This window comes from Kitasatospora sp. NPDC051853 (genome assembly GCF_044452665.1).
Lineage (GTDB): Bacteria > Actinomycetota > Actinomycetes > Streptomycetales > Streptomycetaceae > Kitasatospora.
Map to the genome: position 1 here is coordinate 300,294 of NZ_JBITBY010000009.1, position 23,538 is coordinate 323,831.

Annotated in this window: 23 protein-coding genes and 1 pseudogene; 11 read left to right on the top strand and 13 right to left on the bottom strand. The window is 74.3% G+C overall.

Annotation, left to right across the window (positions count from 1 at the left end; all coding sequences use genetic code 11):
• Window positions 1–87: 87 nt before the first annotated feature.
• Window positions 88–2,445, top strand: a complete 2,358-nt coding sequence (locus ACIA8O_RS26115) for a lamin tail domain-containing protein (RefSeq protein ID WP_396296400.1) — start codon at window positions 88–90, stop codon at window positions 2,443–2,445.
• Window positions 2,446–2,473: 28 nt separating this feature from the next.
• Here ACIA8O_RS26115 and ACIA8O_RS26120 read toward each other — a convergent pair whose 3' ends face one another.
• The gene (locus tag ACIA8O_RS26120) at window positions 2,474–3,679 is read right to left on the bottom strand and encodes an amidohydrolase (RefSeq protein ID WP_396296401.1); all 1,206 of its coding nucleotides are present in this window, start codon (window positions 3,677–3,679) and stop codon (window positions 2,474–2,476) included.
• Between the two features lie 110 nt (window positions 3,680–3,789).
• Between ACIA8O_RS26120 and ACIA8O_RS26125 the strand changes: the two genes are divergently transcribed.
• Both ACIA8O_RS26125 and ACIA8O_RS26130 read left to right on the top strand, forming a co-directional pair.
• Entirely contained in the window at window positions 3,790–4,260 is a 471-nt protein-coding gene (locus ACIA8O_RS26125) for a hypothetical protein (RefSeq protein ID WP_396296402.1), read from the top strand.
• A gap of 179 nt (window positions 4,261–4,439) precedes the next feature.
• Entirely contained in the window at window positions 4,440–5,303 is an 864-nt protein-coding gene (locus ACIA8O_RS26130) for a barstar family protein (RefSeq protein ID WP_396296403.1), read from the top strand.
• A gap of 68 nt (window positions 5,304–5,371) precedes the next feature.
• On the opposite strand, the pseudogene ACIA8O_RS26135 reads toward ACIA8O_RS26130, so the two are convergent.
• A pseudogene (locus ACIA8O_RS26135) lies at window positions 5,372–5,650 on the bottom strand (cytosine deaminase); the annotation flags it as partial.
• Between the two features lie 294 nt (window positions 5,651–5,944).
• Between ACIA8O_RS26135 and ACIA8O_RS26140 the strand changes: the two are divergent.
• Complete coding sequence (locus ACIA8O_RS26140; protein WP_396296404.1) at window positions 5,945–6,457, top strand: NUDIX hydrolase; 513 nt, start codon at window positions 5,945–5,947, stop codon at window positions 6,455–6,457.
• A gap of 305 nt (window positions 6,458–6,762) precedes the next feature.
• Here the strand turns inward: ACIA8O_RS26140 and ACIA8O_RS26145 are convergent, their stop codons facing one another.
• Both ACIA8O_RS26145 and ACIA8O_RS26150 read right to left on the bottom strand, forming a co-directional pair.
• Window positions 6,763–7,662: an aminoglycoside phosphotransferase family protein gene (locus ACIA8O_RS26145; protein WP_396296405.1), complete on the bottom strand. Its 900-nt coding sequence runs from the start codon at window positions 7,660–7,662 to the stop codon at window positions 6,763–6,765.
• Window positions 7,663–7,874: 212 nt separating this feature from the next.
• The gene (locus ACIA8O_RS26150; RefSeq protein WP_396296406.1) at window positions 7,875–8,438 is read right to left on the bottom strand and encodes a hypothetical protein; all 564 of its coding nucleotides are present in this window, start codon (window positions 8,436–8,438) and stop codon (window positions 7,875–7,877) included.
• A 149-nt stretch (window positions 8,439–8,587) separates the two neighbouring features.
• Here ACIA8O_RS26150 and ACIA8O_RS26155 point away from each other — a divergent pair, with 149 nt between their 5' ends.
• On the top strand, window positions 8,588–8,821 hold the full coding sequence (locus tag ACIA8O_RS26155; RefSeq protein WP_396296407.1) for a hypothetical protein: 234 nt from the start codon (window positions 8,588–8,590) through the stop codon (window positions 8,819–8,821).
• Between the two features lie 176 nt (window positions 8,822–8,997).
• Here ACIA8O_RS26155 and ACIA8O_RS26160 read toward each other — a convergent pair whose 3' ends face one another.
• From ACIA8O_RS26160 to ACIA8O_RS26180, 5 genes are all read right to left on the bottom strand, one after another.
• On the bottom strand, window positions 8,998–9,345 hold the full coding sequence (locus tag ACIA8O_RS26160; RefSeq protein WP_396296408.1) for a hypothetical protein: 348 nt from the start codon (window positions 9,343–9,345) through the stop codon (window positions 8,998–9,000).
• Window positions 9,346–9,400: 55 nt separating this feature from the next.
• Complete coding sequence (locus ACIA8O_RS26165) at window positions 9,401–9,871, bottom strand: NUDIX hydrolase (protein ID WP_396296409.1); 471 nt, start codon at window positions 9,869–9,871, stop codon at window positions 9,401–9,403.
• A 78-nt stretch (window positions 9,872–9,949) separates the two neighbouring features.
• Window positions 9,950–10,438 carry a glutathione peroxidase gene (locus ACIA8O_RS26170; protein WP_396296410.1) on the bottom strand — a complete coding sequence of 163 codons (489 nt, stop codon included), beginning with the start codon at window positions 10,436–10,438 and terminating at the stop codon, window positions 9,950–9,952.
• Between the two features lie 123 nt (window positions 10,439–10,561).
• Window positions 10,562–12,202 carry a sigma-70 family RNA polymerase sigma factor gene (locus tag ACIA8O_RS26175; protein ID WP_396296411.1) on the bottom strand — a complete coding sequence of 547 codons (1,641 nt, stop codon included), beginning with the start codon at window positions 12,200–12,202 and terminating at the stop codon, window positions 10,562–10,564.
• Window positions 12,203–12,537: 335 nt separating this feature from the next.
• Entirely contained in the window at window positions 12,538–13,083 is a 546-nt protein-coding gene (locus ACIA8O_RS26180; RefSeq protein WP_396296412.1) for an RBBP9/YdeN family alpha/beta hydrolase, read from the bottom strand.
• 132 nt (window positions 13,084–13,215) lie between these two features.
• Between ACIA8O_RS26180 and ACIA8O_RS26185 the strand changes: the two genes are divergently transcribed.
• Window positions 13,216–14,442 (top strand): PQQ-binding-like beta-propeller repeat protein, encoded by a 1,227-nt coding sequence (locus ACIA8O_RS26185; RefSeq protein WP_396296413.1) that lies wholly within the window; start codon window positions 13,216–13,218, stop codon window positions 14,440–14,442.
• A 109-nt stretch (window positions 14,443–14,551) separates the two neighbouring features.
• Window positions 14,552–14,986 carry a DUF2690 domain-containing protein gene (locus ACIA8O_RS26190; RefSeq protein WP_396296414.1) on the top strand — a complete coding sequence of 145 codons (435 nt, stop codon included), beginning with the start codon at window positions 14,552–14,554 and terminating at the stop codon, window positions 14,984–14,986.
• 28 nt (window positions 14,987–15,014) lie between these two features.
• Here the strand turns inward: ACIA8O_RS26190 and ACIA8O_RS26195 are convergent, their stop codons facing one another.
• Entirely contained in the window at window positions 15,015–15,473 is a 459-nt protein-coding gene (locus tag ACIA8O_RS26195) for a (2Fe-2S)-binding protein (RefSeq protein WP_396296415.1), read from the bottom strand.
• Window positions 15,474–15,501: 28 nt separating this feature from the next.
• On the bottom strand, window positions 15,502–17,631 hold the full coding sequence (locus ACIA8O_RS26200; protein WP_396296416.1) for a molybdopterin cofactor-binding domain-containing protein: 2,130 nt from the start codon (window positions 17,629–17,631) through the stop codon (window positions 15,502–15,504).
• A gap of 306 nt (window positions 17,632–17,937) precedes the next feature.
• Between ACIA8O_RS26200 and ACIA8O_RS26205 the strand changes: the two genes are divergently transcribed.
• Both ACIA8O_RS26205 and ACIA8O_RS26210 read left to right on the top strand, forming a co-directional pair.
• The gene (locus ACIA8O_RS26205) at window positions 17,938–18,099 is read left to right on the top strand and encodes a hypothetical protein (protein WP_396296417.1); all 162 of its coding nucleotides are present in this window, start codon (window positions 17,938–17,940) and stop codon (window positions 18,097–18,099) included.
• Window positions 18,099–18,389 carry a hypothetical protein gene (locus ACIA8O_RS26210; RefSeq protein WP_396296418.1) on the top strand — a complete coding sequence of 97 codons (291 nt, stop codon included), beginning with the start codon at window positions 18,099–18,101 and terminating at the stop codon, window positions 18,387–18,389. The genes ACIA8O_RS26205 and ACIA8O_RS26210 overlap by 1 nt, the downstream gene beginning before the upstream one ends.
• Before the next feature lie 194 nt (window positions 18,390–18,583).
• Here ACIA8O_RS26210 and ACIA8O_RS26215 read toward each other — a convergent pair whose 3' ends face one another.
• Window positions 18,584–19,234, bottom strand: coding sequence for a response regulator (locus ACIA8O_RS26215; RefSeq protein ID WP_396296419.1), 651 nt, complete (start codon window positions 19,232–19,234; stop codon window positions 18,584–18,586).
• A 42-nt stretch (window positions 19,235–19,276) separates the two neighbouring features.
• Window positions 19,277–20,950: a sensor histidine kinase gene (locus ACIA8O_RS26220; RefSeq protein WP_396296420.1), complete on the bottom strand. Its 1,674-nt coding sequence runs from the start codon at window positions 20,948–20,950 to the stop codon at window positions 19,277–19,279.
• 362 nt (window positions 20,951–21,312) lie between these two features.
• Between ACIA8O_RS26220 and ACIA8O_RS26225 the strand changes: the two genes are divergently transcribed.
• Window positions 21,313–22,239: a polysaccharide deacetylase family protein gene (locus ACIA8O_RS26225; protein WP_396296421.1), complete on the top strand. Its 927-nt coding sequence runs from the start codon at window positions 21,313–21,315 to the stop codon at window positions 22,237–22,239.
• A gap of 178 nt (window positions 22,240–22,417) precedes the next feature.
• The gene (locus tag ACIA8O_RS26230) at window positions 22,418–23,512 is read left to right on the top strand and encodes a 3-oxoacyl-[acyl-carrier-protein] synthase III C-terminal domain-containing protein (protein ID WP_396296422.1); all 1,095 of its coding nucleotides are present in this window, start codon (window positions 22,418–22,420) and stop codon (window positions 23,510–23,512) included.
• The last annotated feature ends 26 nt before the right edge of the window (window positions 23,513–23,538 follow it).

Below are 23,538 nucleotides of genomic sequence, written 5' to 3' on the forward strand. Positions count from 1 at the left end.
CCACCCGTCCCGTACCGTCCCCTCGTCGGCTCCCCAGGAGGACACCCGATGTCGAGTCGTACCCGGTCATCACGGCCCCTGAGGCCCTTGCGGCCCCTGCGGCTGCGCACGGTGGCGGCGGCCAGTGCCGCCACCGTGCTGGGCGCCCTGCTCTCGCTGCCCGGCCAGAGCGCCCACGCCGTCTCCCCGGACATCGTGATCAGCCAGGTCTACGGCGGCGGCGGCAACTCCGGCGCCCCGTACACCCACGACTTCATCGAGCTCCACAACCGCGGCACCAGCACGGTCTCGCTGGCCGGCTGGACCGTCCAGTACGCCTCCGCCGGCGGATCGTCCTGGTCCACCACCGCCCTCACCGGCACCATCGCGCCCGGCCGCTACCACCTGGTCCGCGAGGGCGCCGGCAGCGGCTCCGGCGCCGCGCTGCCCACCCCCGACACCATCGGCACCCTCGCGATGAGCGCGAGCTCCGGCAAGGTCGCCCTGGTCACCAACGCCACCGCGCTGACCTGCTCCACCGGCTGCGCCACCAAGCCCGGCGTGCGGGACTTCGTCGGCTACGGCAGCTCCGCCAGTTCAGCCGAGGGATCGCCGACCGGCACCCTCTCCAACACCACGGCCGCCCTGCGGGCCGGTGGCGGCGCCACCGACACCGACGCCAACTCGGCCGACTTCGCGGTGACTTCACCCATCCCGCGCAACTCCTCGTACACCGGTGGGGGGAGCGGCGGCACCCGCATCCGCGACGTGCAGGGCGCGGCGCACCGCTCGCCGAAGACCGGACAGTCCGTCAGCGGCCTGCCCGGGGTGGTCACCGCCGTCGCCGCCACCGGCTTCTGGCTCCAGGACCCGCTGCCGGACGCCGACCCGGCCACCAGCGAGGCCGTCTTCGTCTACACGGCCTCCACGCCCACCGTGGCCGTCGGCGACTCGGTCACCGTCGGCGGCACCGTTGCCGAGTTCCGCCCCGGGGGCACGGGCGGCACCACCAACCTGACCACCACCGAGCTGACCTCACCCACCGTCAGCCTGGTCGCCCACGGCGCCGCGCTGCCCGCTCCGGTGGTCGTCGGCGCGGGCGGCCGGGTGCCGCCCGCCGCGGTGATCGACGACGACGCCAACGGCGACGTGGAGACGGGCGGCTCGTTCCAGCCCGCCAGCGACGGCATCGACTTCTGGGAGTCGCTGGAGGGCATGCGGCTCCAGCTGAACGACGCGGCCGTGGTCGGCCCGCGCAGCTCCTTCGGCGAGATACCCGTCGTCCCGGCCGGGAGCACCACCCGGACGGCACGCGGTGGCATCGTGGTCCAGGCCGGTGACTTCAACCCCGAACGGGTGCTGCTGGACGACCAGTTGGCGCCCACCCCGGCCGCCGACACCGGCGCCACCCTGACCGGGGCCACCGTCGGCGTGCTCGACCACTCCTTCGGCAACTTCAAGCTGCTGGTCACCGCCACGCCGGCGGTCTCCTCCGGCACCCTTCCCAAGGAGACCACCCCCGCCCCGGCGCCCGGCACCCTCAACGTGGCCACCTTCAACGTGGAGAACCTCGACCCGGGCGACCCGCAGGCCACCTTCGACGGCCTGGCCGCCGCCGTCGTCACCAACCTGCGCGCCCCCGACCTGCTCGCCCTGGAGGAGATCCAGGACAACAACGGCGCCACCGACAACGGCGTCACCGCCGCCGACCAGACCCTGGCCAAGCTCACCGCCGCCATCTCGGCCGCGGGCGGCCCGAGTTACACCTGGCGCCAGATCAACCCGCAGAACGACCAGGACGGCGGCGAGCCCGGCGGCAACATCCGCCAGGTCTTCCTCTACCGCACCGACCGCGGCCTGAGCTTCACCGACCGCCCCGGCGCCGGGGCCACCACCGCGGTGGCGGTGGTGGACAACTCCGGTACGCCCGCGCTGACTTACTCCCCGGGCCGGATCGACCCGGCCAACTCCGCCTTCGCGTCCAGCCGCAAGCCGCTGGCCGGGGAGTTCAGCTGGCACGGCAAGCCGGTCTTCGTGATCGCCAACCACTTCAACTCCAAGGGCGGCGACCAGCCCCTGTTCGGCCGCTACCAGCCGCCGAGCCGCTCCTCCGAGACCCAGCGCACCGCCCAGGCGGGCGTGGTCAAGGCCTTCACCGACCAGCTGCTCGCCGTCGACCCGGCCGCCTCGGTGGTCGTGCTCGGCGACCTGAACGACTTCGAGTTCTCGACCACCGCCGACATCCTCACGGCGGGCGGCACGCTGACCGACCTCCCGCGCACCCTGCCGGCGGCCGAGCGCTACACGTACGTGTACGAGGGCAACTCCCAGGTCCTCGACCACATCCTGGTCTCCGGCGCCCTGGCGGCCACCCCGTACACGTACGACATCGTGCACCTCAACAGCGAGTACGCCACCCAGCTGAGCGACCACGACCCGCAGGTGGTCAGCCTGCCGCTGCCGTAGCGTCCTGCTCAGCTCAGCTCAGCTCGGCTCAGCCGGTGAAACGCCCCTCGCGGGCGACCACCTGCCCGCCCTTGACCACCAGGTCACGGGCGGGCAGGTCCACCACCACCTGGGGCAGGCACTCGCCCTCGACCAGGAAGAAGTCGGCCGGGGAGCCGGGGGCCAGGGTGGCGGCGGGCAGGCCGAGCAGCTCGGCACCGCCGGTGGCCGCGAGGTCGAAGCACTCGGCCAGGTCACGGTCGGTGCGGGCGTCCGTGGTCCAGCCGAGCAGGTGCGCGCGGTGCAGCATGTCGGCGTTGCCGAACGGGCTCCAGGAGTCGCGCACGCCGTCGGAGCCGAGGCCCACCCGGACACCGGCGGCCTGGAGCCGGCGGAACGGCAGCACCTGATGGGCGGAGGGGGCCACGGTGGTCAGCCCGACACCGGCGTCGCCGAGCAGTCCGGCGAGCTCCTCCAGCACACGGTCCGTCAGTTCCGGCACGCAGAACGCGTGGCTCACCACGACCCGCCCCTGCATCCCCGCCGCCTTGGTGCGTGCCGCGATGTCGCGCAGCGGGCCGAGGCCGCGCGCGCCGCGGTCGTGCAGGTGCACGTCGACGGGCAGCCCGTGCCGCTCGGCCAGGGCGAACACCTGGTCCAGCTGGGCCGGGCCCTCACCGTCACCGTCACCGCCGTCGAAGCCGTCCGGGTCCAGGCCGCCGACCGCGTCGACCAGGCCGCTCGCCGCTGCCTCGGCGAGGAGCGCCCCCGCGCCGGGTTCGCGGCGCACGCCGTGCTGGGGGAAGGCCACGATCTGCACGTCGAGGGAGCCGCGGAGCCGCTCGCGCGCCTCGGCCAGGCCGGTCACCGCCTCCAGCCCGTACGCCGGGGCGACGTCGACGTGGGCGCGGACGGCGCGGGTGCCGCGGCTCACCGCGTGGGCGAGCAGGCGGTGGGCGCGGTCGGCGAGCGAGGTGCGCTGCCAGTCGTGCAGCTCCACGTCCCCGCGTACGTACTCCGCCAGCCCGGACGCGGGCCGCCGGCTGTACCAGGGCTCGCCCCAGGCGGTCTTGTCCGGATGGATGTGCGCGTCCACCAGCCCGGGCAACGCGATCCGCCCGCCTCCGTCCACCGTCTCCACCGCCGTCCCGTCCGGCACCGTGTCCACCAGCACCCCGCCGACGGCCACCAGGTCGACCGGCGCCCCCTGCCCGAACGGCCGGACGTTGCGGAACACGGTGGCGGACGTGGACATGAGGCCTCCTGTGCGGACGGACGGGCGAAGGGTCGTACCCGACCGTCATTCTCCCCGAGGCGGCCGGGCGGACTCCGGCGGGGGTTGCGGTGTGTGGTTGTGTGGCGGTCATGTTCAGCATCACCGTGTCACGGGCACTCGGCGTCGCCGACGTGCGCGCCACCTTCGAGGAGTCGGTCCGGCCGGGACTCCGGACGGTGGTCGAGCTCGACGGCGGCGGTCCGCCGGACCTCACCGGAGACCTGTGGGTGGGCCTGGTGGTCACCACGGACCCCGCATGGCCGCTCTCCCTGGACGTGTTGGGAGCAGACGACTGTGGACTCGGTCCCCATCCGGACCTGCGCGTCGCGGAGCGGTTGGCGGAGTGCCACGGCGTGGACGTCCTGTGCGGCGTCGACCCCGCCTTCGTCGATGTCGACCCCCAGGACCCGTACTACCGCCTGGCGTTGGTCGGCGGCCGGTGGTACCTGGCCAGCACCGCCGGCACCCGGCTGGCGGGACCGTACGCCGCGCCGGACGAGGACGGCTTCCGGGACGATCCCGTCGAGCTGATCCGGCAGGTCGAGATGGATCTGCGCTGAGCCGAACCGGGGCTGTCCGGCAGGCCTCCGTCGGTCGCCACTTCGTCCTGGGCTGGACCAGCCTCCGGCCAGGGACCGCTGCGGCTTCTGTTCGATGGAAGCTGACGGGTGATCACGGCGTGGCTCACCGCCCACCGCCGCCTTGCCGTGAAGCGAGAGGACGCCAGTACTGTGTCGCTATGACCAGTGACAATGCCGATCAGAGCGAGCCCTGGAGCGGTGCACGGGTCCGTGCCCGTGTCGCCGTCATGGCCCAGGAAGATCCTGAGCTTCAGCGCTTCGGTGCTGCCGGTCACGGATATCGACTTCGGCCCCCGCTGGCCGAGGAGACGATCCGGTCGTTCGAATCGCAGCACGCTGTCCGGCTCCCCGATTCCTATCGGAGCTTCCTCAAGGACATCGCGGACGGAGGAGCGGGCCCGGCCCACGGGCTCGTGGGGCTGATGGAGGAAGTGGACCAGGAGGAGGCCCTGTACGACCTGCGCGAAGAGGACCGGTGTGCGGGCTTCCTGTCCGCGCCGTTCCCGCACACCGGCGAGTGGCCCGGGCCGGGGAAGGGCGGCGACGCCGGCTACTCGGTCGAAGGGAGCCTGGTCATTGCCGAGGAGGGCTGCGGCATGTTCCACCGCCTGGTCATCACGGGGAGCAACGCCGGCCAGGTATGGCTCGACGACCCCGACTGGGGTGGTTTCACTCCAGGTCCGGACTTCCGCGACTGGTACTCGGCGTGGCTGGCCACGGAGGAGGACCCCGAACCGACGGCTGAGCGGCGGGTGGTCGACGTCGGGTCCGTACGGAGCGAGCGGGAGCTCCACGAGGTGCTGAAGCGGGAGTTGGGGTTCCCGGCCTTCTATGGCATGAACTGGGACGCGTTCTCGGATGCCGTCACGGGGTTGGTGGTGATGCCGCAGGAGCTGGCGTTCGTGGGGTGGGGTGAGTTGGAGCGGCGGGTCCCGCAAGGGGCGGGTGCGCTCCGCCGTCAGCTGACGAGGTATCAGGAGCAGGCGATGGGTCGGAGGGTGCAGGTCACCTACGGAACGTAGACCGCCGCACGGTCCGGGTGAGCTTTGACGGCGTCGAGCCGCTGGAGCTCGCGCGGCTACTTCTCGTGCTCGGCGAGGGAGGTGCGCTGCCAGTCGTGCAGTTCCACGTCCCGGCGTACGTACTCCGCCAGCCCGGACGCGGGCCGCCGGCTGTACCAGGGCTCGCCCCAGGCCGTCTTGTCCGGATGGATGTGCGCGTCCACCAGCCCGGGCAACGCGATCCGCCCGCCTCCGTCCACCGTCACGTGCTGGCCGGGTACGACTGCGGACTCGGGCCGTACGCCGCGCCGGACGAGGACGGCTCCCGGAGCGATCCGGGCGACGAGCCCGTCGAGCTGATCCGGCAGGTCGAGGTCGAGCCGGGCTGAACCGGGATCGAGCGGGGCAACGGCGCACGTACACCACCGTCGACCGGCTGGAACACGGGACCGAAGGCCCGTCGGCCCGGCCTTCGGCCAAGGGATCGTTGCGACGTCCGCTCGGCGGAAGCTGACGGGAGATCACGGGGCAGGATCCCGCGACGGATCAGCGGATCAGCCGTACAACTCGAAGTCGGGGTGGCGGCGTCGAGGTGCTCGTCATTCCGGCGGCGCGGGAGGTCCGAGTGCCAGCGGAGTGCGGGGGTGGGTAGGGAGTGTGGTGTGACGGATGCTCAGGACGGTGCGGTGGTACGGGTTCGGGTGTGTGCGGTGCTGCTCGAGGGCGGCCGGGTCTGTCTGATCCGGCGGGAACGTCCGGACGGGGTGCAGTACTCGCTGCCGGGTGGGGTGGTCGAGGCCGGGGAGGAGCCGGCGGTTGCGCTCCTGCGGGAGCTGCGGGAGGAGCTCGGCCTGGAGGTTGCTGAGATGGGGAGAGCACCGGTGCTGCGGTGGGTCCAGCACCAGGTCAGTAGTCGGCCGGGGGCGGCGGTGCCGTTCCGGCGGGAGCACCGGGTGTTCGTCCTGCGGCTGCCGGACGGTGCGGCGGAGGGGCTGGCCCCGGTGGAGTTGGGCGTCCCCGACCGGGCGCCGGTGGTCTGGGAGGAGATCGGCCGGGCAGCGGGACTGCACCTCTACCCGGCCGTCGGGAGTGGGCTGCACCTGGCCGAGCGGGGTTCCGGCGTCGGTCCGGAGGAGCTGCCACCGATGACCGACGACACCTTTCGGTGGCTCTGAGGCGGCGGTGGGTCTGCACGCCGTCCCACCTGCTGATCAGCCGGAACGCGGCCACCACCACGGCGCCAGTCGGCACGTTCTGGCTGGACAAGCTGGTCAGGCCACTGTCCGGGGGCCTCGACCGGCTGCGGCAGGACCGCGTCCTGGAGGATGCTCTCGCCGGCGGCGCGGACCCTCTCCAGCTCGCACACGTCTTCTCGGCCAGCGCCAAGACGAGCCTTCGCCACACGACCGCCGTCGCCGCCCCGGCTGCTGAACACGACCCGCGCACCCCATGAAGCGGTATGTCCTTGCCGGGCGCGGCACTAGCCGATGAGGGCCTCGGTGATCTGACGGGTGGTCTGGGCGGCGACCCGGGGGTTGACGGCAGCGTAGTGGGTGTAGGCGCTGAGGGCTGTGGCCAGTGCCCAGCCGCGGCCCCGGAGCCAGGTGGCGTCGTCTACGGCGAGTGCGGCGCGGAAAGCGGCCCGGCTCTCCGCCGACATCAAGGTGAAGGCGATCACCAAGTCGCAGGCCGGGTCGCCGATGCCGAGCTCGCCGAAGTCGATGACCGCGCTGAGGCGGCCGTCGACGGTCAGCAGGTTGCCGGTGTGGAAGTCGCCGTGGAACCAGACCGCAGGACCATCCCATCCGGGGGCGCTGATCGCCGCTTCCCACAGCTCGGTCATGGCCGCAGCGTCGAACGCGCCGTCGACCTCCGCGATGGCGGCCCGCGTCGCCCGGTCCCGTGCGACCAGTGGCTGGGCGGTGAGGTCCTCGCGGGTGCTCCGGGCCGACACGTCCCCGGGCTCGAACCGTTGGAGAGCGGTCAGGAACCCGGCCAGTTCGACGGCGGCCTCGGACGAATCCGCCAGTGCCTCGACGGTTGCCACCTCGCCGTCCAGCCAGCGGGAGACCGCCCACGGCCACGGATAGCCGAAGTCGGGCTCCCCCACTCCCACCGGCACGGGAACGGCCAGGGGCAGGTGCGGGGCAAGCCGCGGCAGCCACTCGGACTCCTTCCGCGCCTGCCCGATGGCGCCGGCATGGCGGGGCAGACGGACGGACAGTTCCTCGCCCAGCCGGTAGATCACATGGTCCGAGCCGGCCGGGTCGAGCAACTCCAGGGGCAGACCGGCCCACTGCGGGAACTGGGTGCCGACCAGGCGTCCGACCAGTGCGGCATCGATCACGGGGCGGACGTCCGCGGTTCTCTCGGTTGCCAAGAGCAGCTCCTGGAGTCGGCCCGCCCGTGCGGCAGGCTGTTGGAGCCATCCCATTGCGTCGCGGGCTTCCTGTCGACCGGTTTTCCCCACCGGCGCCATCCGTTGCAGGTTCCCGCGCGCCGGCTCTCGAAGCCGACCCAGCGTGACCTCTGGACCCGCGGATCCATGGTGGTGGCGGAGCAGGCCTGGTGGCCTGCGGAGCCGCATCGTGGTCAGCCGCCGTACAGGGCGCGGCAGATGCGGGCCTCCTCGGAGCCCGGGGGCCACTGGCCGAGCTGTTCGGCCTGGGAGCAGATGCCGAGGGCGGCGAGGAGGGGTGGGCTGGTGGAGGGTTTGGGGGTGGCGGTGGTGGGCTGCTGCTTCGGGGGTGGGGAGGGCTTGGGGGAGCGGGTCTGACGGGGTTTCGGGGAGGAGGTGGGGCGGGTCGGGGAGGGGCTGGGGGTGGGGGGTGGTGGTGGGGAGAGGAAGGGGAGAGGTGGCGGGGGCGGCATCGGGACCGGGGTGGGGGAGGTCGCGGGGCTCGGTTCGGGGGAGGTGAGGACGGCGGCGGCCGGGGCCTGGTCGGAGTCGCAGGCGCTGGGGAGGAGGGCCAGCAGGCCCACCACGCCGAGCGCGCCCGCAGCCCAGGCGGCGCGGCGGCGGGTGCGGTTGACGGGGGGTGCGGGAGGCGGCGGCGGGGGGACGGGGACGGGCGGGGGGTTCCAGGGGTGGGTGGGAGGGGGTGGGGGCTGGCGCTCCCACTCGTACTGCCACGGGGCCTGCCACTGCTCGTTCACCGCTGCACCTCCACCGCTGCGCCTCCCCTGACGGTCCGCCAAACGGGGCGGCCGCCCTGCTCAACGACGGAGTGGGCCGGGCGGTGCGCTCCGCCGTACGGCGGTGGCCGGGGATGCGGGGCGGGCGGGAGCGGCCGAAGCTGGGCGGTATGACCCATGACGACGCAACAGACACCGTGCTGATCGAGGTGGCGGAGTTCCGCACCGACAGCCGCTACCGCCTGGTCCACTTCCGGGGGACCGGCTGGGAGCCGCTGGCCCCGGAGGAGTTGGAGCCGAGGGCGCGTCAGCTCTTCCCCGACCTGGACCCGCACGATCCGATCCGGGTGCACTGGGCGGACCGCCCGTGGGAGTGGCCGGCCTGGCACCCCGGCGAGGCGTGAGACGGGGAGAGAACGAGTACGGGGTGGGCCAGGGGGCGTCTTCCTGGGGGCCGACAGTGGCTTCCGTCGGCGGTGAGCCGGGCAGCTGGGTCGGCTTCGCCCGCCGCGGCCGCTGAGCGGTGTGCCGCCGGTCCCGACATCGGCGGAGCTGCGGCGCCCGGGCGGAGTCGTCGTGCCTAGAGCGTGTCCTCGTAGGGGTCGTCGTAGAGCCCGAGGCCGAGGGACGAGGCGTCCTCCTCCTGCTGGCTCGGCAGGTGCCAGGTGTCCGGCCAGGGGTTGGGGACCAGACCGTCCCGAACGGCACGGCGGGAGGCCCGGGTGTTGCGGTACTGGAGCGGGATGACGGTCAGCGGCAGTTCCTCCCCCGTGGTGCGCGACCAGGCCCGGGACGGTCGCACGTAGGGACGGGACCCGGGGCCGGTCCTGATCCACTGGGCGAGCGGGCACTCGACGTCGCGGTAAGGGTGCGGGATCAGGACCACGATGTCGGCGTGCTCGTGGGCGTGCTGGGCGGAGTCCGGCATGGGAGGAACCTACCCGGGGCGGCGCGGAGGGGGAAGTCTCGCAGCGGGGGTGGGGTCAGCCGAGGTAGGGGGTCGGGCGGGCCTCGCGGAAGTGGTGGAGGCGGAGGCGCTGGGTGGGGTGCATCGGGAGGGCGTCGAGGTCGGCCGGGGCGACCCAGCGGAGGTCGGTGGACTCGTCGGAGAGGGTGAGCTCGCCGCCGAGGAGGCGGGCGCGGAAGCAGATGTTGAACTGGCGGCGGACCTCCCCGTCGGGGTAGGCGATGACGTGGCGGGGGTCGGTGTAGGTGCCGACCAGGCCGGTGATCTCCACGTCGAGGCCGGTCTCCTCCTTGACCTCCCGGACGGCGGTGCCGGGGAGGGTGTCGCCCGGCTCCATGCCGCCGCCGGGGAGGGCCCACAGGCCGCTGTCCGCCCGGCGCTGCAGCAGGATCCGTCCGGCGTCGTCGGTGACGACGGCCGAGGCCGCGACCACCAGGCTGTTGGGTTCGGGGGCGGCGGGGTCGTCGTAGTACTCGGTGCGTGCCACGGGCCGGGTTCCTCCGTCGGTACGCCGACGGCCTCCCGGGAGGGGAGCCGGGAGGCCGTCGGAAGGGGTGAGGGCGGGTCAGGCGGGGAGCTGGGCCTCGATAGCGGTGGTGACCTCGGCGGACTCGGGGTCGGTACGGGGGCGGAGGCGGGCGGTGACGACGCCGTCGGGGGAGATCACGAACTTCTCGAAGTTCCACTGGATCTCGCCGGCGATGCCCTCGGCGTCCGGGGCCCGGGTGAGCTCGGCGTAGAGGGGGTGCTGGTCCTCGCCGTTGACGTCGATCTTCTCGAAGAGGGGGAAGGAGACGCCGTAGGTGGTGGAGCAGAAGGTCTGGATCTCCTCGGCGGTGCCGGGCTCCTGGCCGAGGAACTGGTTGCAGGGGAAGCCGAGGACGGTGAAGCCCCGGTCGGCGTACCGCTGCTGGAGGCGCTCCAGGCCGGCGTACTGCGGGGTGAGGCCGCACTTGGAGGCGACGTTCACCAGCAGCAGGGCCTTGCCCTTGTGGTCGGCGAGGGAGGTGGGGGTGCCGTCGAGGGAGCGCAGCGGGATGTCGTAGAGGCTCACGGTGATCGGTCCTTCGGGTCGGGGGGCGGCGGGGGTGGTGGCCGGGAACGGGCCCAGCCGGTGAACCGGTCGTCGGCACACGGTATTCCGAGGTGACGGGGGTGCGGCCGTCGGGGGCGGCAGCTAGCTCGCCGGGGCGCCGAAGTTCTGGGTCCACCAGGGGCCGCCGGAGCCGGTGTGGATGCCGACGCCCAGCTCGGTGAAGGCGCAGTTGAGGATGTTGGCGCGGTGGCCGGAGCTGTTCATCCAGGCGGTCATCACGGAGTCGGCGTCCTTCTGGCCCTTGGCGATGTTCTCGCCCCAGGTGCTCCACTCGTAGCCGGCCGCCTCGATCCGGGGCTGCGGGCCCTTGCCGTCGGGGTTGGTGTGGCTGAAGAAGTTCCGCGCGGCCATGTCGTCGGAGTGGCCCTGGGCGGCGGCCTGGAGCTTGCTGTTGGCCTTGAGGGGGCCGCAGTTGTTCTTGGCGCGCTCGGTGTTGACCAGGTCGAGCACCCGCTGCTCGGAGGAGGTGGCGCGGGTGGTGGCCGAGGGGGCGGCCGTGGTGCGGGTCGCCGAAGGAGAGGGGGTCGCGGTCGGACTGGCCGTGCGCGAGGGCGAAGGAGAGGGGGACGGCGACGGGCTGGGGCTCGCGGAGGTGGGGGCGGCCGGGCTCGGCGAGGGGGTGGGGGTCTCGGCGGGGGAGACGGCGGGGGCGGGGAGGAAGGGCCCGGAGGTGGCGTCGATGAGGGGGGAGGAGGCCTGGGTGGTGACCGGCGGCTCCTGGTCGGCGCCGACCACCCCGACGGCGGCGACCGTCACCACGGCGGTGCCGATCACGGTGGTGATCACGCGGCGGCGGGTACGGGGCTTGGCCCGGCGGCCCCGGCCCTCGGGCCGGCCGGCGGCGGTGCGGCGGAGTTCGGCCCGGCCCGGACGCGGGGCGGGGGGCAGCACGGTGGTGCCCGACGCGCCGTCAGGGGGCAGGACGGAGTGGGCGGCGAGCAGGAGGGAGGGGTCGACCGGGTTCGGGACGGGCACCAGGGCGAGGCCGGCCAGCAGGCCCTCGGCCGGGAAGAGGCCCTCCCACTGACGGGAGCAGTACCCGCACTCGCGGGCGTGCCGGGCTATCCGCTTGCGCCAGAGCGCGGACGGGTCGCCGTCCCAGGAGCCGGTCACCTCGGCCAGCGTCGGGCAGCCCGGCTGGGCGGCCAGCGCGCGGACCACGACCCGGGCGGTCTCCAGCTGGCCCTTCATCCGCTGCACCCGCACGGCGGCGTGCGCGGCCGGGAGCTCCATCGCGGCGGCCAGTTCGGTGCGGCTGAGCTCCCCGGCGGCCTCCAGCCACCAGAGCGAGAGCAGCTCGCGGTCGCCCTCGTCCAGCCAGCGGGTGGCCTCGGCCACCTCGCGGCGCTGGCCGGAGAGGCCGAGCCGGACGATGGTGAGGTCCACGAAGTCCGCACCCGGGTCGGCCGAGTCCCAGGAGGGGTCGATCGGGAGCTGGCCCTGCTGCAGCACCTGGTGGCGGCGGCGGATCTGGTTCATGGCGATGGCCACCAGCCAGGACCGGAAACTGGTCGGCTCCCGGAGGGCGGGGAGCTGGTCGACGGCGCGGAGCATGGTCTCCTGCACCACGTCGTCGGTGTCGGGGTGGCCGCCGAGGGCGCGGCCGACGATGTTGTAGACCAGCGGCAGGTGGGTGCCGATGAGCTCGTCCGTGGCCCGCTGGTCACCCGCCTGTGCCTGAAGCACCGTCTGACCGGTCTGTTCGGCGTGCTGCCTGTCCATCCGCCTGGTTCACCTTCTCCGTGCCCGTCCGTACTGCCCTGTCGTGATGGGAGATCGGGGGGCCGCCCTCCGATAACGGAAATCGGCCGGGGACCTGTGGGACCCCTGTGCTGTCGGGGAGCGTAGTGGATGCCCGGACGGGCCCGGACGGGGGTCCGGGCCAACCCGCAGCTCACGGCCGTGGCGGTGAACACCCAGGCTGTGAAAGGAAGATGGGGACCTGGTGCCGGTTGTGGGCACGGCGTGGCCGAGGGGTGGAGCGGGGCCGGTGGTGTGTCCGGCCTCACAGGGGGAGACGTGCGCCGGGAGCCGCCCGCGGCGGCCCCCGGCGGCGGTCAGGCCGTGAGCCCGTCCAGCAGGGCGCGGCCGAAGGGCCAGTCGCCGAGGCCGGAGGCGGCGTTGAGGTGGCCGTGGTCGCCGGCCTCGACCAGGCGGGAGCCCCAGGCCCCGGCGTACCGGCGGGCGCGCTCCGGGGTGCACCAGGGGTCGTCTCCGCTGGCGACCAGGACGCTCGGGAAGGGGAGCGGGCGCAGCGGGACGGGGCGGAAGTTGACCAGCTCGGGGACCTCGGCGGTGTCGATGTCCGGCGGGGCGACCAGCAGGGCGCCGAGCACCTTGCCGTCCGGGTTGGCGGCCCAGTGGGCCACCGTGGTGCAGCCGAGGCTGTGGGCGACCAGGATCACCGGGCCCTCCGCCTCGTTCACCGCGCGGTCCAGGGCGGCCACCCAGTCGCCGACCTTCGGCTCGTCCCAGTCGGCCTGCTGGACGCGGTGGAAGCGGGCCGGGTCGGCGCGCTCCCAGACGCTCTGCCAGTGGTCGTGGTCGGAGTTCTGGAAGCCGGCCAGGACGAGGTGGGTGGGTGCGGCGTTCGCGGTGCTCACGGCGACGGGCCTCTCTGCGGGACGGTGCTGGACGCGAGACGAGCGTCATCGGCCGTCCCCCTCGGTCCGACCCTATCGGGTGGCGGTTATCCTCCAGGTCTGGACCTGGTGGCGGAGGACGAGGGGGCGTCGGTGACCGGTGGGGAGCAGGTCGGGTCGATCGTCTTCGACGAACCGGAGGCGGGTGGATCCGCCGCCGGCGCCGAGGAGTTGACGGCCGGTCCGGGAGGGCCGCGGCTGTCGCGGCGTCACCTGCTGCTCGGCGCGGCCGGACTGGCCGGCGCCGGAGCGGCGGCGTGGTGGGCGGCCGGGCCCGGGGACGCCCCGGACCCCGACGCCGGACGGCCGCAGCCGGTGGCGGTCTCGGGGCCGCAGCCGAGCTGGTCCTTCCGGGCCCCGGCGGCGCAGGCCCCGGAGCGGGTGGTCGGCCCGACGGTGCTGCCGCTGGTGGCCACCGAGGACGAGCTCTTCCTGCTCACCCCCGAGACCGGCGCGGTCGCCAAACGGGTGGCCATGCCCGGCGGCCCGGACGACACCCTGCTGGCGGCCGGCGACCTGCTCTACCAGACCCGGGTCGGCCGGTTCCTCGCGCACGGCTACGGGATGACCCTGCAGGTCGCCAACCCCTCCGGCCTGTCGCCGAGTTGGGAGCTGCTCGCGGTGGGCGGGGACGTCCTGTACGGGGCCACCCGGGGGCTGAAGGACGGGAAGCTGTTCGCCCTCTCGATGGCCTCGGGCGCGCTGCTCTGGACCCGGCCGGTGGTGGACCGGGACGGCGGTTACCTGAAGGCGCTGGAGACCGTCCGGGGCCGCGCGGTGCTGGTGGCACACAGCACCCGGGACGAGGTGGTGGGCCTGGACCCGGAGACCGGCGAGAGGATCTGGGCGGCCCCGGCGGACCAGGGGCTGAGCTGGCGGGAGTGCGGCGCCGACGACGTCTACGTGGCCTCCCGGGCCACCGGCATACGCTCGCTCTCGCTCCGCGACGGGAGCGCCAACTGGACCGTCGAGGAGCAGGAGGCCCGCCCGCTGCGCCCGCTGGCCTTCGGCAACACTCTCTTCCTGCTGCGCGACAACGGCGTGGTCTCGTGCAACGACGCGCGGGACGGGGGCGAACTCTGGTCGCGGCAGCTGCCGTTCCGCCTGGACGCGCGCTGCCGGCCGGTGCTGGTGGCCGGTTCGCTCTTCGTGCCGGGGCCGGTGAGCGGCGGGGTGTGCGCGCTGGACGAGCGGACCGGCGCCGTCCGCTGGACCTTCCGGGACGCCGAACCGGGCGTCCAGTACTGGCGGGTGGCCACCGACGGCCGCCACCTGTTCCTCGGGCACGACAGGGTGCTGCACGGGCTGGCCCCGGCCTGACCGACCGGCCCGCATCACCCGAACTGCTGAAACGCCGCGTGGCGCGGCATGACGGCGGCGTTCCAACGGGTAGTCAGGACACGGACTTTCCCCCACGAACGGAGCACCGATGTCCAACGCCCCCACGCGCCTGCTCGCGGTCCTGACCGCCTCGCTCGCCCTGGTCGCCGCCGGGATCGCCGTCGCGCCCGCCCAGCCGGCCACCGCGGCCGCCTGCAGCGGCGCGGGCTGCAACGGCAAGGACCCGGACACCACCGGCTGCGCCCAGGACGGCAAGCTGCTGGAGACCAAGGCGCTCGACGGTTCCGTGAAGGTGCAGCTGTTCGGCAGCGCGGCCTGCAAGGCGAAGTGGGCCCGCAGCGTGGACGCGCCCAACGGCGGAGCGGTGATGGTGGCCAACCGGGACTACTCCGTGAAGTACACCAGGAAGACCGACGGCGCCCGTAAGTACGTCTGGACCGCGATGATCAACGGGAACAACCCCGCCCGCGCCTGCCTGGGCCCGCAGAACAGTGACGCGCTGACCTGCACCGCCCTGCACTGAAGGGCGGGCGGTCCGCCGTGGGCCGCCGTCAGGGCATCTTGGCGGCGGCCTTCTTCACCGCCTCGCGGATGCGGGCGTAGGTGCCGCAGCGGCAGACGTTCTCGATCCGGTCGATGTCGGCGTCGCTCGGGCACTTGGTGGTCTTCAGCAGCGCGGCGGCGGTCATGATCTGGCCGGGCTGGCAGAAGCCGCACTGGGCCACGTCGCACTCCAGCCAGGCCTCCTGCACCGGGTGCAGCCGGTCGCCGTCGGCCAGGCCCTCGATGGTGGTGACGGTGCGTCCGGCGCAGTCGGCCACCGGCACCACGCAGGGCTGCACCTCGGCGCCGTCCAGGTGGCTGGTGCAGGCCCGGCAGACGCCCACCCCGCAGCCGTACTTGGGGCCGGTGACGCCGAGCTTGTCGCGGAGCACCCAGAGCAGCGGCATGTCGGCGGGGGCCTCGACCGTCACCGGACTGCCGTTGAGGACGAACTGGTAGCTGGGCACGTGAAGGTCCTTCAGGGGGATCGAGGGGTCAGAAGGCGATCGGGAAGCTGCGCGGGCTGGTGCCGGTCGCGCGGGCGTAGGCGTTGGCCACCGCCGCGGCCGCCGCCGGGAAGCCCAGCTCGCCGGCGCCGCCGGGCGGGCCGCTCGGGGGCAGGAAGTGGGCCTCGAAGGCGAGCGGGCTGTGCCGCTGCCGGGCGTACTTGAAGTCGGCGTAACTGCCTTCGCGGATGGCCCCGTCGTCCAGGTGGACGCCGGCCCGCAGGGTGACCGAGATGCCGTCGGTGACGGCGCCGAGCAGCTGGGCCTCCAGGCCGCGCGGGTTGATCACCCGGCCGACGTCGGCGGCCATCACGGCCTTGGTGACCCGGGGGTTGGCCCGGTCCGAGGCGTCCAGCTCGATCAGGCAGGCCACCGCGGAGCGGTGCTCGGCGTGGTAGGCGACGCCCTGGGCGTGACCGGGCGGCATCGCGCGGCCCCAACTCCCGGCCTGGGCCACCTTGTCCAGCACCGCGCGGCCGGTGGCGCTGGTCAGCCGGGCCCGGCGGAAGGCCACCGGGTCGCGGCCCAGAGTGCGGGCCAGCTCGTCCAGCATCACCTCGTCGGCGACCCGGACCATGCCGGAGTAGACGGAGCGCCAGCTGCCGGTGGGGATCTCCAGCGGCAACTCGGAGAGCAGCTGGGTGGAGATCCCGAGGTCGTACGGGACCTCCTGGGTGAGTTCGAAGAAGGTCTGCGAGAAGAGCGCGTCGCCGACCGGCAGGCTGGCCCCGGCGGCGGTGAGCAGCTCGCCCAGGCCGTGGCCGAAGTCGGTCCGCACGGTGGCCACCCGGTGCTCGTAGGTGAGCACCTGGCCGAGCGCGTGGGTGGCCCGGACGCGGTGGTGGCTGGCGGGGCGCACCCGGCCGTGCCGGATGTCGTCGCTGCGGGTCCACATCAGCTTGACGGGCCGTCCGGCCGCCTTGGAGACCTTGGCCGCCTCCAGTGCCGCGTCGTGGAACAGCCGCCGCCCGAAGGAGCCGCCGGCCCGCACCACGTGCACCGTCACCGCCGGGACGGGGAGCCCGAGTTCGAGCGCGATCTGCTCCTGGGCGGCGATCGGGGACTGCGCGGCGAACCAGATCTCGGCCCGGTCCGGCCGCACGTCCGCGACGGCGGTCAGCACCTCCATCGGCGCGTGGCTGACGAACGCGAAGTCGAACTCGGCGTCCAGGCTGAGGGTGAGCAACGGCGGTACCAGGAACGGCTTGTTGACCGCCCGCAGCCCCGCCTTGACCTGCGCGTCGGAGACGCCCGCGAGCGGGCCCGGGCGCCAGTCCACCCGCAGCGCGGCCTTGGCCTTCAGCGCCTGGTCGAAGGTCTCGGCCAGCACCGCGACACCGGTGGGGATCTGCACCACGTCCAGCACCCCGGGCATCGCCCGGGCGGCGGAGGCGTCCAGCGAGCGGACGGTGCCGCCGATGGTCGGCGGGCGGTGCACCACGGTCGGCACGGCGCCCGGCACGTCGAGGTCGCCCGCGTACTTGGCCCGGCCGGTGACGATGTCCCGGGCGTCGATCCGGCCGGTCGGGGTGCCGACCAGGCGCTGCGCGCCCTCGGCCTTGGGCGCGGTGGAGACCGCCGGGACGACCACCTTGGCGGCGGCCAGGGCGAGTTCGCCGTAGCCGGCCGAGCGGCCGTCCGGGGCGGTGACCCGGCCGTCGGCGGTGCTCAGGGTGCCGGCCGGCAGCTGCCAGCGCTCGGCGGCGGCGGTCACCAGCCGGGCCCGGGCGGCCGCGGCGGCGGCCCGTACCGGCTCGTAGAGCGAGCGCACCGAGTTGGAGGCGCCGGTGAGTTGGGCGAAGAGCAGCTCGGGGCGGGCGGGCGAGAGCGGCACCTCGACGTCGGCCAGCCGGGCGTCGAGCTCCTCGGCGACCAGCATCGCCATCGCGGTGGTCAGGCCCTGCCCGACCTCCAGGCGCGGGAGTTGGAGCACCGCCTTGCCCGCCTCGGTCACCTCCAGCACCAGCAGGTGCGCGGTCGGCAGCCCGGCCAGGATCAGCACGTCGCCGAGGTCGGCCAGCGCGGGCAGGCCGGGGAGGCCGCCGATCCGGACCAGCGCCTCGGCCGGCTCGGCGTCGAGCGCCAGTTGGGCGCCGACGGCGAGTGCGGGGGCGGCCACCAGGTAGGTGAGGAAACGACGGCGGCTGGTCGGCCGGGGAGCGGTGACGTCCGGCTCCTGCGCTGCGCTGGTGATGAGGGGGGCCCTTCCCGGGAGGTGGAACGTGTTCTCGGAAGGGCCGCAGCATAGGGACGACGGCGGGAGCTGGTCAACATGCGCATGGCGAGGGGGCCGGCGGGGAAGGTGACGGGGTGGAATATGACAGTGGATCAGTCCGGCCGGGCCGGGCGGTCCGGTGGATCGGCAGCGATCAAGTCCGGCGCGCGGTACGGTCGGTACGTTCCGTGCACGGGAGGTGACGGTAAGGTGGCCGAGCCGCAGCTCTGCCCCGCCTGCGGTGGTGGCCGGGTGACCGAGAAGATCGAGTACACGGTGGAGACCGACAGCCGGGGCGACCAGGTCGCGCGCGAGCACCGGTACCTCTCGCCGTGCGGCCGGTGCGGTGGTACCGGGGAGGTGTGGGGCTGATGCGGCTGGTCTTCGTCTGCCAGGAGTGCGGGGTGCACTACCTGCCGCCGGAGGATCTGCGGTACGGGGACGGCAGTGCGGCGAGCCCGCTCTGGTGCGGCCCCTGCCAGGGGCGGATGGCCGAACTCGGCATCCGCGAGCCCGCCTTCGCGGCGGCCCTCGCCCTGCGGGCCGCGCGGGCGGCGGCCGAGGCGGCCGGCGTGTCCGCGGAGGAGGGCGCGCGACCCACTCGCATGCGCCGTCCGGCTCGCGCGCGCTCCGGCCCGGGGACGCGGACGCGGCTGCGCTGAGCTCGCCGGGGCGTGGGGAACGTACGTGGTCACACCGGGGGCGCGGGGCTCTGCTGATCTGCGGCTCCGCTGCGGGGCGCGCGGGGGAACGGCAACACCTGCAACTGGCTCGCGTGCCCCGATCCAGCGCTGGTCCGCCTTCCGGACTCGCGCAGTTCCCCGCGCCCCCGGTGTGACCGGCGACGGACGGGGCGTCAGCCCTGGGCGTCGCGGGCCAGCAGGGCGGCCTGGACGCGGTTGTCGCAGTGGAGCTTGGCCAGGATGCGGCTGACGTAGGTCTTCACGGTGGCCTCGCTCATGTGGAGGCGGGCCCCGGCGTCGGCGTTGGAGAGGCCCTCGCCGAGCAGGTCCAGGACCTCGCGTTCGCGCGGGCTCAGGGTGGCCAGGCGGGCGCGGGCGTCGGCGGCGCGGGCGTCGGCGGCCGGGGCGGCGGCCAGGCTGTCGACGATGTGGCGGGTGGCGGCCGGGGAGAGGAAGGCGTGGCCCACGGCGGCCGCCCGGACGGCCTGGATCAGCTCGGCCGGGGCGGTGTCCTTGAGCAGGAAGCCGGCCCCGCCGGAGGTGACGGCCCGTAGGACGTTCTCGCGCTCGCCGAAGGTGGTCAGGATCAGGGCCCGGGCGGCGGACGCGTACCGGGGCAGCTCGGCGAGCGCGCCGAGCCCGTCCAGCACCGGCATCCGGATGTCCAGCAGCAGCACGTCCACCGCGTGCTCGCGGGCGAGCTCCAGCGCGGCGCGGCCGTCCCCGGCCTCGGCCACCACCTCGATGTCGTCCTCACTGGCGAGGATCATCCTGATCCCGGCGCGGATGAGCGGTTCGTCGTCGGCGACGAGGACTCGGATCACGGTGCTGTCTTCCCTCCCGGAGCGCGGCGGCGATCACCGCGCTCAACCGTCCGCACGGTACTGCACCTTCTCCACCAGCACGCCGTCGCGGAAGCAGAGCCGGGACACCTCGCTGGTGGAGAACCCGTCGGGCTGCTTCTCGGAGAGGAACCAGACGCAGCCGGCCCCGGCCGGCACCGGCGGGCCCTGGCGCTGGAAGCCCTCGGTCAGGAAGCCGCTGCCGTGCGGCAGTTGGCGCCGGACGTCCTCCTCCCGCTGGCCGACCTGGAAGGAGGTGTAGCGGTCCTGGTCGAGCGTGGTGTCCTCCAGCGACTGGACGAACTTGACGCCGCCCCAGACCAGCAGGCCCAGCAGGACCAGCAGCACCGCCCCGACCGCCACCGCGCAGCCGAGCGCCGGGCGGCGGCGCCGCAGCGGGGCGGCCCCGACGGGCGGCACCAGGCCGAGGTCGGCCTCCAAGTCCTCGCCGGCCGGGCGGCCGGTGCCGTCGTACGGGAGGACGCCCGCCAGGCGGTAGCCGCCGTCCGGGGTCGGGCCGGTGTGCAGCATGCCGCCGAGCAGGCGGGCCCGCTCGCGCAGGCCGGTGAGGCCCTGGCCGCCGCTGACGGGGGCGTGTGCGGAGGTGCCGGGAGCGGCGGGCGGGCAGGGGGCGTTGACCACCTCGACCAGCAGGGCGTCCGGCTCGAAGCGCAGGGCGACGGTGATCGGGGCGCCCGGCGCGTGCTTGTGGGCGTTGGTCAGCCCCTCCTGGACGATCCGGTACGCGGCGTGGCCGGTGGCGGTGGTCGCGGTGCGCGGGCCCTCCTGCCGGGTGAGCGTCACCCAGGCCCCGGCGGCCCGGGAGGAGTCCACCAGGCGGGGGATCCCGTCCAGGCCGCCGGTCTGCTCCTCCTCGGCCTGGTCGTCCTCGCGCAGCAGGCCGATCACCCCGCGCAGCTCCCGCATCGCGTCGACGGCGGCCTGGCGCAGCACGCCGACGGCCTCGCGCTGACGGTCGGTCAGGCCGCGGTCCACCTCCAGCGCACCGGTGTGCACCGAGATCAGGGCCAGCTGGTGGCCGAGGCTGTCGTGCATGTCCTGGGCGATCCGGTGGCGCTCGCGCAGCCGGGCCTGACGGGCGATCATCACCCGCTCGCGGAGCAGCTGGTCGTTGCGCTCCTCCAGGGCGGTGAGCAGGGCCGCGCGCTGGGTCCGGTAGCGGCCGAAGACGGCGGGCAGGACCGCGACCACCAGGTAGGCGCCGGTGGTGAGGCCGAGCAGGGCGGGCAGCGGCATGCTCTCGCGCTCGGTCGCCACGGCGTAGGCGACCATCGCGACCAGGGCCACCAGCGAGGTGATCACCGCGTCGCGGGCCCGGGCCACCCGGCGGCCGAGCGACCAGCCGGCCGCGATCAGCATCGGCAGCCAGGCGCCGAACGGACCGCAGCCCACCGCGGTCAGCACCAGGACGGTGCGGGGCAGACCGCGCCGCAGCAGGAAGAGCAGGGCCGCGCCGGTGGTGGCCAGCGCGGTGCGCAGCGGCGGGCCGCCGGACGCCAGGTCGAGGAGGCAGGCCAGCAGCGCGGAGAGCACCGCCCCGGCCGACTCTCGGACGACGGTGCGCCGGGTCCACGGCCCGGGCAGGACGATCCGCGGCAGCCGTCTCCACCAGGACGCGGTCCGGCCGCCGTCGTCCTCCGGGTCCGTGCCGGGGTGTTCCGTATTGCGCTCGCTCACCCTCGCGAGGCTAGACGACCGGGTGGCCGCGGCCGCAGTCGCCGATGGTCGCGGAGGGGTGCGACGAAAGTCGCGGGGAGGGGCGGCGGAGGGAGGGCGGCCCGCCACCGGAGGGGGTGCGGGCCGCCCGGCACCGGCCGGACCCCAGGGCGGAGGAAGTCGGGACGGCCGGTGCCTTCGTCCGAGGACGCTACGCCCGTGGCCGGGGCGGGGACAGACTCACCGGTGCACGGGCGCGGCTGACGGGGTGTCACGGGTGCACGGTGGGACGGGGGACGGGGGTGGGCATCGGGCGAGGCATTCGGTGGACCTGGTGGCGTGGCGGGGTGGCGGCGGGCCCCGCATGCGGAAGATGTACTGGTATGTCTTTCGGATCAGCACGCCCCCGGGCCCGCCTCCTGGCCGGTCTCTGCCTGGCCGTCACCGCCGCCGGCTGCGGCTCGCTGCCCACCGAGCCCGGCCGGGACACCGCCCCGCCCCCGGCCGCCGCCCGCCCCGTCGCGCTGCCCGGCCGGGCCGAGCAGCAGGAGCAGCACGAGGTGGCGGTGCCCCGGGCGGCGCCGCTGCGGGGCCCCGAACTGGCCGAGGTGGCCCGGGCCTGGGGCCTGGACGCGCCGCCGCTGCCCGCACCCGCTCCGCCCGCGGTGAAGCCGGCACTGCGCGAGGACGGCCCGCACGTCCGGCTGCAGGGCGACGGGCTGCCGCCGCTGGTGCGCCGGGTGCCGACCACCGACAAGGTGGTGTTCCTGACCATCGACGACGGGCGGGAGAAGGACCGCCGGTTCAACCGGATGATGCGCGAACTCGGCGTCCCGTTCAGCGCGTTCGTCTCCGGCTACCTGGCCAGGGAGGACTACGGGTACTTCCGCGAGCTGAACGAGCAGGGCGTGCGGGTCAACAACCACACGCTCAACCACAAGGACCTGCGGCGGCTCGGGTACCAGCGCCAGCGGGAGGAGATCTGCGGCCAGCAGGACGAGCTGGTGCGGGAGGTGGGCCCGCGCCCGCTGCTCTTCCGGCCCCCGTACGGGGAGTTCACCGCCGACACCCTGCGGGTGGCCGGGGAGTGCGGCGTGACGGCGATGCCGCTGTGGAACGAGGAGGCCTTCCCCGACCGGATGGAGTACCGCCACCTCGACCAGCGGCTGCACCCGGGGGACATCATCCTCACTCACTTCCGCGGCCCGGAGGAGTGGGGCGGCTCGATGACCGACCTGGCCCGCCTGGTGATCCGCACCGCCACCGAACAGGGCTTCGCGCTGGCCCGGTTGGACGACTACCTGGGCTGACCGGCGGGCGGCCTCGGGGCGGCGGCGCTTGCCCGTCACCGGGACGGTGGGTGATGATCATCAGGGCCTGACGGTGCGTCCGTACGACCTCGCCGCCGCCGGACGGTGTTCCGGAGGAGGACCACCTGCCCGGGAAGTCCGTGCGCAGGACCGACGTCGTCTGGGAGAGGACGATTTCATGGGAACGGGCTACTCGACTTCGGATTCCGCCGCCCGGGTGCACCGGCCGGTCTTCCGCGCGGCGCCGCACGTCGCGTCGATCGACGAGGTGGTCAAGCTGGCCGGGGGCGCGTACGCCGGCGGAGTGCTGCCCGACCGGGTCGAACGCATGATGCGGGCGACCGGGGTCCGGACCCGCTCCTTCGTGCGCCCTCCGGAGGAGCTGTTCGACCTCGGTGCGGGCCCGGAGTTCTGGGACCGGACGGCCGACCTGCTGGCCGGCCTGGCGGCCGAGGCCGCGACGCGGGCCCTGGCGGCGGCCGCTCTGGCACCGGACGAGGTGGACGCCCTGGTCGTGACGAGCGTGACCGGCTGGACGATGCCCAACCTCGACGTCCGGCTGATCCGGATGCTGGGGCTGCCCGCCACGGTCCGCCGGGTCCCGGTGAGCACCATCGGCTGCGCCGGCGGTCTGTACGGGCTGATCCGGGCCCGGGAGCAGGTGGCCGCCCATCCGGGCTCCAGAGTCCTGGTGGTGGCCGCCGAGGCGTTCAGCACCAGTTTCCAGCCCGACGACACCAGCATCCCCGGGATGATCTACAAGGCGCTCGGCGGGGACGGCGCCGCGGCCACCGTCGTCACCGGGGCCGACGACCCGCGGCCCGGCACCGCCGTGGAGCTCTCCGCACCGCTCGAACTCCTGATACCCGACACCGAGGACAACTACCGGCTCACCGCCGACCACCGGAGCGGTCACATCGGCTTCACCTCCACGTCCCGGGCCCCGCTCGCCGTCCTCAAGGCCCAACCGCAGCTCGACGCCTGGCGGGCCGGCCTGCCGGGCGACCCGGCGTTCCACGTCGTCCACCACGGCGGACCCGCGATCCTCGACCGGACCGCGCAGGTCCTCGGGTGCGAGCGCGAGCACCTGCGCCACTCCTGGGACTCGCTGCACGAGCACGGCAACATGAGCTCGGTGTCGGTGCTCGACGTGCTGGCCCGGACCCTGGACGAGCCCGACGGCCCGCAGCCGGGCGAGGAGGGCGTGATGCTGACCATCGGACCCGGCGTCACCATCGTGGCCGCCCGCCTGCGGCGGGCCCCCGCCGCGTAGGGCCGCCCGGCCCTTCCGGTCCGCCC

Bases quoted from the DNA above. Each gene is read 5' to 3' on its own strand.
- ACIA8O_RS26230 (WP_396296422.1), top strand. From the start codon at position 22,418: ATGGGAACGGGCTACTCGACTTCGGATTCCGCCGCCCGGGTGCACCGG.
- ACIA8O_RS26210 (WP_396296418.1), top strand. From the start codon at position 18,099: ATGCGGCTGGTCTTCGTCTGCCAGGAGTGCGGGGTGCACTACCTGCCG.
- ACIA8O_RS26225 (WP_396296421.1), top strand. From the start codon at position 21,313: ATGTCTTTCGGATCAGCACGCCCCCGGGCCCGCCTCCTGGCCGGTCTC.
- ACIA8O_RS26125 (WP_396296402.1), top strand. From the start codon at position 3,790: ATGTTCAGCATCACCGTGTCACGGGCACTCGGCGTCGCCGACGTGCGC.
- ACIA8O_RS26120 (WP_396296401.1), bottom strand. From the start codon at position 3,679: ATGTCCACGTCCGCCACCGTGTTCCGCAACGTCCGGCCGTTCGGGCAG.
- ACIA8O_RS26155 (WP_396296407.1), top strand. From the start codon at position 8,588: ATGACCCATGACGACGCAACAGACACCGTGCTGATCGAGGTGGCGGAG.
- ACIA8O_RS26160 (WP_396296408.1), bottom strand. From the start codon at position 9,345: ATGCCGGACTCCGCCCAGCACGCCCACGAGCACGCCGACATCGTGGTC.
- ACIA8O_RS26190 (WP_396296414.1), top strand. From the start codon at position 14,552: ATGTCCAACGCCCCCACGCGCCTGCTCGCGGTCCTGACCGCCTCGCTC.
- ACIA8O_RS26130 (WP_396296403.1), top strand. From the start codon at position 4,440: ATGACCAGTGACAATGCCGATCAGAGCGAGCCCTGGAGCGGTGCACGG.
- ACIA8O_RS26175 (WP_396296411.1), bottom strand. From the start codon at position 12,202: ATGGACAGGCAGCACGCCGAACAGACCGGTCAGACGGTGCTTCAGGCA.